This is a genomic window from Plectonema radiosum NIES-515, assembly GCF_025753815.1.
In the GTDB taxonomy this organism is placed as follows: domain Bacteria; phylum Cyanobacteriota; class Cyanobacteriia; order Cyanobacteriales; family Nostocaceae; genus Hassallia; species Hassallia radiosum_A.
Genome location: NZ_JAOWRF010000118.1, coordinates 1 through 10,618, shown reverse-complemented (window position 1 = coordinate 10,618; position 10,618 = coordinate 1). Strand labels below are relative to the sequence as shown.

The following is a 10,618-nucleotide window of genomic DNA, read 5'->3' as shown; positions in this document are numbered from 1 at the left end:
TCCACCCTCCCCCTATGCTAAGTACATTAATTTGGGTACCAATGCTCGGTGCAGCCATTATCGGATGTCTGCCGAAAAACGTTTCCTCTCGTCAAATTCGGTTGAGCGCATTGCTAATTACAGGAGCAATGCTATTGTGGACATTCTGGGTAATGGCTCAGTTTGATATCCATCAGCCAGGATTTCAACTTACAGAATACCTACCTTGGATTGAAACCTTAGGATTAAATTACCAACTCGGAGTAGATGGTATTTCCTTGGTAATGGTTGCCTTGAATAGCTTAATTACTTGGATTGCCATTTACAGCAGCCACGACAATACTGAGCGTCCGCGATTATTTTACTCGATGATTCTCCTAATTAGTGGTGGGGTTGCAGGTGCATTTGTTGCCCAGAACTTACTGCTGTTCTTTTTATTTTACGAACTGGAATTAGTCCCCTTTTATTTATTAATATCCATTTGGGGTGGTGACAAGCGCAGTTATGCAGCAACAAAGTTTTTGCTCTACACCGCTCTTTCGGGAATCTTGATTTTAGCAGCATTCTTGGGTTTAGTTTGGTTAACTCATGCAACCAGCTTTGCTTACGAATCCTTGATGGGACAAATGTTACCCTTGGGATTGCAAATTATCCTCCTAAGTCTACTATTGGTGGGATTTGGCATCAAAATTCCCCTCGTACCATTGCACACTTGGCTACCCGATACATATGTTGCAGCTTCCGCACCTGTAGCTATGTTGTTAGGAGGTGTGTTAGCGAAACTCGGCACTTACGGTATTTTCCGATTTGGCTTAGGACTTTTTCCGGAAGCTTGGGCAACATTGGCACCTTGGTTAGCGATTTGGGCAACTGTCAGTGTACTTTATGGAGCAGCAGCAGCGATCGCTCAAAAAGACATCAAGCGGATGGTAGCTTATAGTTCAATCGGTCACATGGGCTACGTTTTGTTAGGTGCAGCAGCGCACACATCATTAAGTTTAGTTGGTGCTGTTTCCCAAATGGTCGCCCACGGTTTAATTTTGGCGATTTTGTTTAACTTGGTGGGTGTAATTGAAGAGAAAATCGGCACCCGTGATTTAAACGTCCTGAATGGACTGCTAAACCCGATTCGCGGATTACCAAGCATTAGCGCGTTATTAATTCTCAGCGGAATGGCAAGTGCGGGAATTCCGGGTATGGCTGGATTTATCGCCGAATTTCTCGTATTTCAAGGCAGTTATGCAGAGTTTCCCATTCCAACTTTGTTATGTGTTGTGGGAACAGGTTTAACAGCAGTATACTTTGTGATATTGCTCAATCGGACTTGTTTCGGAAAATTGGATAATGCGATCGCCAATTTCCCTAAAGTGAAAGTTAGTGAAAGAATACCCGCACTCATTTTAGCAACCTTGATTTTCATCCTCGGAGTACAACCCGCTTGGCTTGTCCGCTGGAGTGAACAAACAGTCACAACAATGGTATCAACGATTCCCACCGTAACTAACATCGCCCATAACCTTGAAAAACAACACCTCAAAATGTAGAGACGTTGCATGTGCTACGTCTGTTGGCTTTGTGGTAACTTTTGTTCTTTTATTTCTTCCTTTGCGCCTTTGCGCCTTTGCGTGAGATAAAAATAATCATGATCCAAACTTCAATTCAATCTCCAACCAAACTTCCCCCCTCTCAACATCAATTTCCCGAAGTAATTCACCGCTTAGAAGCAGGTGGTGCGATGCTTCCAGATACCCCAGAAAACCTCATGCAAATCATCGGCATTTATAAAGCGTATGCGGTGCCGATGGACTTTTACTGGCGCGACTTACTTTATATTGCCGAACGAGTTTTTCTCGATCCTCTGCCCTTCTTCAAATACTTTCTGCCCAAAGAATATTTAGAACTACACAATCATTATGCAGGGGATGATGCTGATATTCGCATGTGGCGGGGAGAAGCAACAGCGCATCCTGAATTGCTGGAGTTTATGGAAAAGGGTGAGCTAAATAAAAAGCTACCTAAATTATTACATCATCTTTGGCACGATCGCATCAATATGGAATTTGCCGAAGCTTGTATGCAAGCAATGCTTTGGCATCGGGGTATGGGTGGACTGTTTGACCCCTACTTAGATACCGACGAGTATAAAGCAAATGCCGATCGCGCAATTAAAGCTTACTTAAAAAACAATCCGGTCATGTTGGGATTGTATAAAATGTTTCCGGATATGTTCCTTGAGCAAGTGCGGCAACTATCTTACTACTCTAACCTCGGCTTATTTTGGGAAGTGATGGCGCCGGTGTTCTTTGAGATGTCAGACCTTTACGATGAAGGTAAAATAACAAGTGTGCCGGAAGCGATGAATTTTTTGGTAAATGGAATTTTTGCGATCGCCGGACGCCCAATTTATCATCATGTATATATTGACGGTGAATGCTACGAAATTATCCCTAAATCCAAAGGCTTTACCTGGTTGTATGAAGCCGCTCTGCCTTACGTAGAAGCCGTATTTTATCGGACTGCACCTTTTAGAGGTACTAAATCTTATAACGCTCAAGCAAAGCAAGTACCTGAAGACCAAAAAGATTTCCACTTCGGCATTCTTTACGCAGATGTCTTCCCAGTCGGGACAGCGGGTATCCCACCAACACTTTTGATGCAAGATATGCTACATTTCTTGCCTGACTACTTGGTGGACTACTATCAACAATACTGTCGCGGTGAAGATGACACCCTAATTCAACTAGGAATTACCTTTCAGCGTTCGATGTACTGCGTCACATCAGCCGTAATTCAAGCATTACGACAAGCATTACTTTATCCCTTAGATGACCCCAACCCAGAACATCTGATGGCAAATCGCCAATTTTTTGAGTCTCAATTAGACCGTTTCCAGCGTCCAGAAGCGAGATTGCGCGATGTTCAAAGCCAAGATTATCGATAAATATTCAATAAACATCTCCAGAAAAGATGTAGAGACGTTACATGTAACGTCTCTTGGGGTTCGGATTTTTTTATTAATGTCAATTAAACGGACATGATATCAGATGCAAAATGTAAGTAAAGCAGAGGTAAAATCAAATGCCTGATATAGTTGATATTGCTGTGAGTGCCGATGGATTTACCACCCTTGTAGCTGCCGTGAAAGCTGCGGGACTGGTTGAAGTTTTGAAAAGTCCTGGTCCATTCACCGTTTTTGCACCTACCGATGATGCTTTTGCCAAACTTCCTCCCGGCACAATTCACACCCTCGTCCAAAATCCTCCACAACTTGCACGCATTCTCAAATATCACGTCGTACCCGGAAAGTTGATGAAAGCAGATTTGGTAAATCTTAGTTCTCTAACTTCAGTCGAAGGTTCCGAAATCCGAATTAATATCTCTAATAACTTTGAAGTGAAGAATGCAACAGTGATTGCTGCCGATATAGAAGCAGACAACGGTGTAATTCATGTACTTGATAACGTCATCTTAATGGGATGAGTTACTTATCAATAGACATAGTGTAGAGACGTAGCACTGCTACGTCTCTAGGGGTTGTCGATAACGCATATTTAATTTATGGAAATGTCTAATTCGTCTCTGGCAAAACTACATCTTCATATATTGTAGCGATCGCACACCGAAAATCAACACTAGCTAAATGCACCTCTTCCCCTTTTTCATAAGGGTAAAGCTCCCAGCGTCCTTCTTCGTTGCGACGAAAGCATTCAACACTCATCGTATCTTGAGAAATCAGCACGTATTCTTGTAACGACTTTAAATGTCGGTAATCCGTGAACTTCTTACCTCTCTCAAAACCTTCCGTACTACCAGACAACACCTCTACAATCAAACAAGGAGAAGATTTAAAATATTCAAACTCTTTATCTTGTGTATCGCAAGTCACAATTACATCAGGATAGAAATAGCGATTTATCCCTTGAATTTGGGCTTTCATATCTAGCATATAAACGCGGCAACCACTACCCCGGAGGTGGCTTCGCAGCGGACTAAACAAGTTCCCCGTAATGGTAACATGGGCATCACTTGCCCCTGCCATTGCATAAACTTCCCCATCAATATACTCGTGCTTAACTTGACTTACTTTCTCCCCTTCTAAATATTCTTCCGGAGAGATGTAATATTCACGTTTATTTGTAACCATCTTCTTCCTGCGACTCGCTAGCTACCTCAACCATTCTAACAACCTACATAATTTCGTAGTGAGGACTTTAGTCCTCTTCTAACAAAAACAAAGACTAAAGTCCTCACTACAAAAAACTTTATCTTATACAGATTAATGTCCCACAGCACCACCAGTTGCCTTCACCTTTTTCAAGAAAATAATCGCAACTCCACTTAATAATAAAGCAATGCCAATAAAGTAGAAACAATCATTAAAAGCCATCACATACGCTTCCCGACGAACGATATTATCAATAGATTTTATCGCTTCGTTTTGCGCGGTACTTAAATCAGAACCACGACTCACAAAATACTGCGTTAATTGATTAATTCGCGCTTGAGTTTCTGGAGAAAATAAAGATACTGATTCTCCCAATCTATTCGAGTGAAATTGCTCTCTATTAGTTAATAAAGTTGCTAAAGATGCAATTCCAATCGAACCACCCATATTACGCATCATATTAAATAAACCACTTGCCGAACCTGCATCTTTGGGATTTAATCCAGCAGTAGCAATGGAAGTAAGTGGAACCATAATCAGCGGTTGTCCCATTGCTCGGACAAGTTGTGACCAAATTAATTGGTCATGTCCAGTTTGATAAGTCATCCGCGAATTCATAAACGCACTAATAGAGAACAAAACCACACCCACAGCAACCATTAAACGCACATCAACACGCTTCATAACTTTGGGTAGGAAGGGAATAATCAATAATTGTGGCATCCCAGCCCAAATTAGTACTTCACCAATTTGCAGGGCATTATATCTTTGAATTTGTGTTAAATACAGCGGCAAAATATAAATTGAGCCATACAATCCTATCCCCAACGAAACATTAACAACACTAGCTAAACCAAAGTTGCGATAACGTATAAGTCGCAGATTAATAAATGGTTGCTTGCGAGTTAACTCTATAAAGAAAAATAGCGCTATAAAAATCGCCGCAACTATACTTAAGCGCACAATCAAAGGTGAACCAAACCAATCTTTGCGACTACCTTCTTCTAAAACTATTTGTAGCGAACCTAACCCAATTGCCATCGAAAAAATTCCCCACCAATCACCTTGTTTTAGCAATTGCATTTGGGGTGGTTGTTGAGTAATCCCGTACCAAACTCCAGTAAGCATCAATGCTCCGGGAACTACATTTATATAAAAATTGTACTCCCAACCAAAGTTTTCTGTTAACCAACCTCCTAATGTGGGACCAACCGACGGTGCAAAAACTGCGGTAATCGCAAACGCAGCTAGTCCAACTGATTGCTTTGCCGGGGGTAAAGTTGTCAAAACAACTGTCAAAGCAGTAGGAATTAAAACCCCACCACAGAAGCCTTGTAATGCGCGGAAAAGAATCATAGAGTTGAGATCCCATGCCCAACCACAGCATATAGAAAAGAAAATAAATAACGCTGTATTAACTAACAAATAGCGCTTGAGAGAAAATACCCGCGATAACCATCCAGTTAAAGGAATTACGACAATTTCTGCCACCAAATAAGCGGTAGAAATCCAAGAACCTTCTTCTAAAGTTGCCCCCAAAGATGCTTGAATATCTTGTAGCGAAGCGTTGGTAATTTGAATATCCAGCACTGCCATGAATGCACCAAGCATACTTGCCATTACACCAATCCAGGTTCTCAGCGGTACATTATTAGAAGAAGTCTGATTGCCTTTACCAACAGTATTTGTATTAGCCACAGCGGTACTCCAATTGAGAAAGCAGGTTGAAATAAAAATATATTTATATTTCAATACAGTTCAGTTAAGAAATTGGTGGTAAAAAATGGTATGTATGTAGAGACGTAGCTAGCTTACGTCTCTACGAGGATCTGGGGCTGAACTGAACGGTATTGATTTATATTTTGAAACTTTAGGCGATATTATAAATGTACCTTAAGGAAGATGCTGTTTATTTGATAATTTCCACACAGATAAACGCAGATGCCTTTTATCTGTGTTCATCTGCGTCCATCTGCGGTTATTATTTCTTAAGCTTTTCCACTGTTTAATATCCCCTTTTGCTCATAAATTGGGCGAATCGATCGCCTTAAAGCAGGTAACTGTCTCACAAAAAATATAGACCCCAAAATACAAGCTATCCCATCAATTATTAGCGTATTCGTAGCACCGATATGATTTGCTAAAAAACCTGCCAATAAGTTACCAAAGGGTATTGTACCCAAAAAAGACATTGTATATAAACTCATCACTCGTCCGCGTTTGTCATCATCTACAATCGTTTGTAAAACTGTGTTACCCGCAGCTATTTGTAGAATCGTTCCTAAACCAACAAACAACAATGAAAATAAAGAAAGAGGTAAAAATCGCGATAGAGAAAAAGCAATCAGTCCACATCCTAAAATTGTTGGACCAAAGGCAATTAATTTACCAAGTCCTACAACTGTTTGCCGTGTAGCCAGATAAATTCCACCAAATAAAGCACCGACTCCTGACGCAGCCATCAAAAACCCTAGTGTTTGTGCACCACCTTGCAAGATTTTTTCGGCAAAAATTGGCACAATAATTGTATATTGCATTCCCATAAAACTGACTAAGGCTGATAAGATTAATATTGCCCGAATTGGCGGAAAGCCAAAAGCATAATTAAATCCATCTTTGATTTGTTTTAATGGATTGGCATTACTGACTTGACGTTTATTTGACTTAATATTCATCGCCAATAATGCAATAATTACGGCAATGTAACTAAGACCATCAATTAAAAAACAGTAAGCTGCGCCAACTTGAGCAATTAATAAACCACCAATTGCCGGACCAATTAATCGCGCACCATTGAACATTGTCGAGTTGATGGCGATCGCATTCGCTAAATCGTCTCTTTTTTCAATCAATTCTGGCACAAATGCTTGTCGCGCCGGCGCATCTACAGCATTAATAAATCCTTGCAATAAACTTAAAGCGATGATATGCCAAACTTGAATTACCCCAGTTAATGCTAACACTGCCAGCGTTAATGACTGAATCATCGCCAATATTTGTGTACCAATTAAGGTGCGATGGCGAGAAAAACGATCCACAAATACCCCACCAAAGGGAGCGAGAAAAAAGCTAGGAATTTGACTGGTAAATCCCACAATTCCTAGCATTACAGGTGAATTTGTTAAGTGATAAACTAACCAAATTGTGGCTAATTGCGTCATCCACGAGCCAATTAAAGATATACCTTGTCCGATAAAAAATAAACGGTAGTTTCTTGACCTAAATGCCGGTATTCTCGGCTTTTTCTCAGTTGCTTGTGTGTTCATTAAAAGTTTAGTTTATACCAATACGCTTTCCAAAAATATCACTTAACTTGATTCCAAACGCCTCTCGGTCGGTGGAAAGATGTTTTCATGTCATGTCTGGTAAATTACCTACCGTCGTAGAGACGTTCCACCGGAACGTCTCTACGACGGTAGGTAGGTTTTTATTACTGTTAATTAAACGGACATGATATCATTCGTCTTTTGTATTAGATACGCGAAAGTGGAAATTAATTATGCGTTGCCTGAAACCTATGTAGAGACGCGAAATACGAAGTCTCTACATTTATGTTTATTATTTGACTTCTACTGCAACTTCCGCAGACATCCCAGGTGTAATCCGTGCTTCGTAACCTTTGATGCTTTGTTGGTCAAAAACAACTTTCACCGGAATGCGCTGCACAATTTTGGTAAAGTTACCTGTAGCGTTATCCGGTGGCAATAAGGCAAACTGAGCGCCGGAAGCTGGCGAAAGACTATCAACACGACCTTTAAAGGTATGATGAGGAAATGAATCCAGTTTGATTTCTACTGGTTTTCCTGGCTTCATTTTTTCCAATTGGGTTTCTTTGAAGTTAGCGACCACCCAGTAATCGTTATTCACGATCGCCATCATTGGTGTTCCCACTTGCACGCGATTACCAACTTCAACGTTTTTTCTACCCACACGTCCGGCTGCCGGCGCGGTAATGTTGGTATACGATAACTGCAATTGCGCGTCTTTCAGTGTCGCTTCCGCTTGGGAAATTGACGCTTTTGCCGCTTCGTACTGTCCCCTATTCACTGCTGTTTGCTGTGCGCCGGCGGTAGCTTGTTGCATTCCTCCTTTGGATGCTGCAAGTTTCGCTTGAGCGCTGGTTATACCTTCTTGCGCTTGTGCTAATTGAGACTGCGCTTTGGCAACGCCAACCCTCGCAGAGGCTAACCGTGCTCGTGCTTGTTGTACTCCCTGAATTGCCGCAGTCTTTTGCGCTACAGCTACATCATAAGCTGATTTTGCCGTATCAAGTTGCTGGCGAGCGATCGCACCTTGTTTAAACAAAGTGTTGTAACGGTTGTAATCAGCTTGGTTTTTTTGTAAGTTAGCATCAGCCTGGGCTACTTGCGCTTCAGAAGCGGGAATTCCGGCTTCTGCTAACCTCACATCGGCTTGTGCTGCTGGTATCCCAGCTTCTGCTTCTTGCACTGCTGCTTTTGCCGTGGAAATCGCTGCTAACGCACCACTAATATCCCCTTGGGCTTGATTTGTCTTCGCAGAGGTGGTTTGTGAAGCTAAAGCAATATTCGCTTCGGCAGCTTGTGCTTGACGTTGTGCGGCTAAAAGTGCTGCTTGTGCTTGCTGCACTTTATTTTGATAGTCTTGGGGATCGAGTTTTATTAGCAACTGTCCCTGTTGCACTAGTTGGTTATCGTTTACCAATACTTGGCTTACAGTTCCCGGAATCTTGCTGCTAACTTGGTTAATGTGTCCCGCTACTGTAGCGTTGTCTGTTTCTTGGTGAGTAGAAGCGTATTCCCAGTAGCGATAACCAAATCCACCTGCTGCGATCGCACCTACTCCCAATGCTGCCAAAATTAAAGCGATCGGTTTTTTCCCCTTCGGTACAGCCTTCTTTTCCTCTTCAGAAGGTGTCTCTGGCTGGATATTTTCTTTATCTATTGGGGTTTCGACTGGTGCAGACTTCTCTATGGTACGAGCTTCCAATGTTTCTAAGTCCACAATTAGCTCTTTTTCCAAAACTGCTTTATAGTGTCCGTTACGTTCATTTAAAGTTGTTTTGCTGCGTTCCATAATTCTTAACTCCCCCGATAGATGATTTAATTAACAAAATTTTATTTAGAAGGCGTAATATTATCTGTCGTTTCTTTAGTACACGTAATATTTTGGCAAATAAATATGAACAGTGCTTCACTCAATTGGGTGATTATGCCATATTCTTAAGACAGATTAGCGATCGCTCGATTGATAACTTGGGAAAATTGCTCGCGTTCCGAGTGGGACATACCACACATCGCTTCTTCACGCAAGTCGGCTGCAATTGGAGGTAAGACGGTTTGCAGTTGCGATCCTGCATCTGTCAGCCAAATCCGCCAAATACGGCGATCGGACAAATCGCGTTCTCGACGAATCAACCCGCGTTCTTCCATGCGATCGAGTACTCCAGTTAACGTACCTCCCACTTGTTGCAATTTTTCGCCAATGCAAGAAGTAGGTAAACCGTCTTCTTGCCACAAACAGCATAAAACCAACCAGTGAAATGGCGTTAGTCCAAAGGGTTCTAACCGCTCGGTAAACTTGCGGGTGAAAAGTTGTGAAAGCAGTTTAATTCTATAGCCAATATTATATGGTGCCAGAACTTGTTGCCATGAGTCCACAGCTTGTAAATTCTTAGATGTAGAAATCATTTGGGGAATTTCCTTAGCGTGCGTAATATTATTCTAACCAAATAAACCTGTTTTTAGCAACAGATGCTCTAAGGTGACTCCTTGGAGACAAGGAGGACAAGGAGGACAAGGAGGACAAGGAGGACAAGGAGGACAAGGAGGACAAGGAGGACAAGGAGGACAAGGAGGACAAGGAGGAGATGGTGAATTTTCTCCCTTGTCTCCCTTGTCTCCCTTGTCTCCCCCCTCCCCCCCTCCCCCCCTCTTCCTACTCCCCGCTCCCCAATTGAATTAACTGGTAAACTTGCACAGTACCGAGAACTCGATTATGAGTGGATAAAGCCGGCTGTTTAGCAGATATCCAAGCGTAGCTACCCGCACTTAGTTCAGAGACTTGTTGTACTTGCTTACCGTGGTGGGGAGTGTAGAAATTGAGGAGTACACCAGTTTTACCACCGACTTGGACAAAGTTGATCGGATTAGTTTGGAGGATTTGGGCGATCGCTTTTTGTGCCAAGAAAGCTCTAACATCAGGATTATAATCGCCAAGAAAGCCGTTAAAACCAGCTACCGCCAAAGCCAACCAAGCTGGAATCAACCACGAACCTATCCAGTAACGCGCTGTGAGAAACTTTTGACCAAAGTGATAACGACCAATCCACACTAAAGGTAAAATAAACCAACCCAACCCCAAAGTTAAGACAACAGTTGCATACTTGCGAATTTCCGCCCCACCCACAGCCAAAGCAACTATACTAGCTAGCGACAGTAAAATACCCAATCCCCCAAAAGCGTAGCTGAGATGACGCGGAATCTCAAGATAGAG

Annotated in this window: 10 protein-coding genes; 4 read left to right on the top strand and 6 right to left on the bottom strand. The window is 42.1% G+C overall.

Features of this window, described 5'->3' with window-relative positions; all coding sequences use genetic code 11:
- The first annotated feature begins 14 nt into the window (after positions 1-14).
- The 3 genes from OGM63_RS08045 to OGM63_RS08035 all read left to right on the top strand — a co-directional run bounded on the left by OGM63_RS08045 (position 15) and on the right by OGM63_RS08035 (position 3,459).
- Positions 15-1,523 carry an NADH-quinone oxidoreductase subunit M gene (locus tag OGM63_RS08045; protein ID WP_263744996.1) on the top strand — a complete coding sequence of 503 codons (1,509 nt, stop codon included), beginning with the start codon at positions 15-17 and terminating at the stop codon, positions 1,521-1,523.
- Between the two features lie 98 nt (positions 1,524-1,621).
- A complete protein-coding gene (locus tag OGM63_RS08040; protein WP_263744995.1) occupies positions 1,622-2,920 on the top strand; it encodes a CO2 hydration protein CupA in 1,299 nt (432 codons plus the stop codon).
- A gap of 137 nt (positions 2,921-3,057) precedes the next feature.
- The gene (locus tag OGM63_RS08035) at positions 3,058-3,459 is read left to right on the top strand and encodes a CO2 hydration-associated protein CupS (RefSeq protein WP_263744994.1); all 402 of its coding nucleotides are present in this window, start codon (positions 3,058-3,060) and stop codon (positions 3,457-3,459) included.
- Between the two features lie 88 nt (positions 3,460-3,547).
- Here the strand turns inward: OGM63_RS08035 and OGM63_RS08030 are convergent, their stop codons facing one another.
- The 5 genes from OGM63_RS08030 to OGM63_RS08010 form a co-directional block, all read right to left on the bottom strand.
- Positions 3,548-4,123 carry a Uma2 family endonuclease gene (locus tag OGM63_RS08030; RefSeq protein WP_263744993.1) on the bottom strand — a complete coding sequence of 192 codons (576 nt, stop codon included), beginning with the start codon at positions 4,121-4,123 and terminating at the stop codon, positions 3,548-3,550.
- A gap of 132 nt (positions 4,124-4,255) precedes the next feature.
- Positions 4,256-5,842, bottom strand: coding sequence for a DHA2 family efflux MFS transporter permease subunit (locus tag OGM63_RS08025; protein WP_263744992.1), 1,587 nt, complete (start codon positions 5,840-5,842; stop codon positions 4,256-4,258).
- A gap of 290 nt (positions 5,843-6,132) precedes the next feature.
- On the bottom strand, positions 6,133-7,410 hold the full coding sequence (locus OGM63_RS08020; RefSeq protein ID WP_263744991.1) for an MFS transporter: 1,278 nt from the start codon (positions 7,408-7,410) through the stop codon (positions 6,133-6,135).
- 292 nt (positions 7,411-7,702) lie between these two features.
- A complete protein-coding gene (locus OGM63_RS08015; RefSeq protein ID WP_263744990.1) occupies positions 7,703-9,199 on the bottom strand; it encodes an HlyD family secretion protein in 1,497 nt (498 codons plus the stop codon).
- Between the two features lie 146 nt (positions 9,200-9,345).
- Entirely contained in the window at positions 9,346-9,813 is a 468-nt protein-coding gene (locus tag OGM63_RS08010) for a MarR family winged helix-turn-helix transcriptional regulator (RefSeq protein WP_263744989.1), read from the bottom strand.
- Positions 9,814-9,886: 73 nt separating this feature from the next.
- Between OGM63_RS08010 and OGM63_RS08005 the strand changes: the two genes are divergently transcribed.
- Positions 9,887-10,087 carry a hypothetical protein gene (locus OGM63_RS08005; RefSeq protein WP_263744988.1) on the top strand — a complete coding sequence of 67 codons (201 nt, stop codon included), beginning with the start codon at positions 9,887-9,889 and terminating at the stop codon, positions 10,085-10,087.
- Here the strand turns inward: OGM63_RS08005 and OGM63_RS08000 are convergent.
- On the bottom strand, positions 10,061-10,618 hold a 558-nt coding region (locus tag OGM63_RS08000), incomplete at its 5' end, for a hypothetical protein (RefSeq protein WP_263744987.1). The genes OGM63_RS08005 and OGM63_RS08000 overlap by 27 nt on opposite strands.

What these genes read in the sequence shown, in the direction of transcription:
- OGM63_RS08045 (WP_263744996.1), top strand. Translation starts at nt 15, where the DNA reads ATGCTAAGTACATTAATTTGGGTACCAATGCTCGGTGCAGCCATTATC.
- OGM63_RS08040 (WP_263744995.1), top strand. Translation starts at nt 1,622, where the DNA reads ATGATCCAAACTTCAATTCAATCTCCAACCAAACTTCCCCCCTCTCAA.
- OGM63_RS08035 (WP_263744994.1), top strand. Translation starts at nt 3,058, where the DNA reads ATGCCTGATATAGTTGATATTGCTGTGAGTGCCGATGGATTTACCACC.
- OGM63_RS08030 (WP_263744993.1), bottom strand. Translation starts at nt 4,123, where the DNA reads ATGGTTACAAATAAACGTGAATATTACATCTCTCCGGAAGAATATTTA.
- OGM63_RS08020 (WP_263744991.1), bottom strand. Translation starts at nt 7,410, where the DNA reads ATGAACACACAAGCAACTGAGAAAAAGCCGAGAATACCGGCATTTAGG.
- OGM63_RS08015 (WP_263744990.1), bottom strand. Translation starts at nt 9,199, where the DNA reads ATGGAACGCAGCAAAACAACTTTAAATGAACGTAACGGACACTATAAA.
- OGM63_RS08010 (WP_263744989.1), bottom strand. Translation starts at nt 9,813, where the DNA reads ATGATTTCTACATCTAAGAATTTACAAGCTGTGGACTCATGGCAACAA.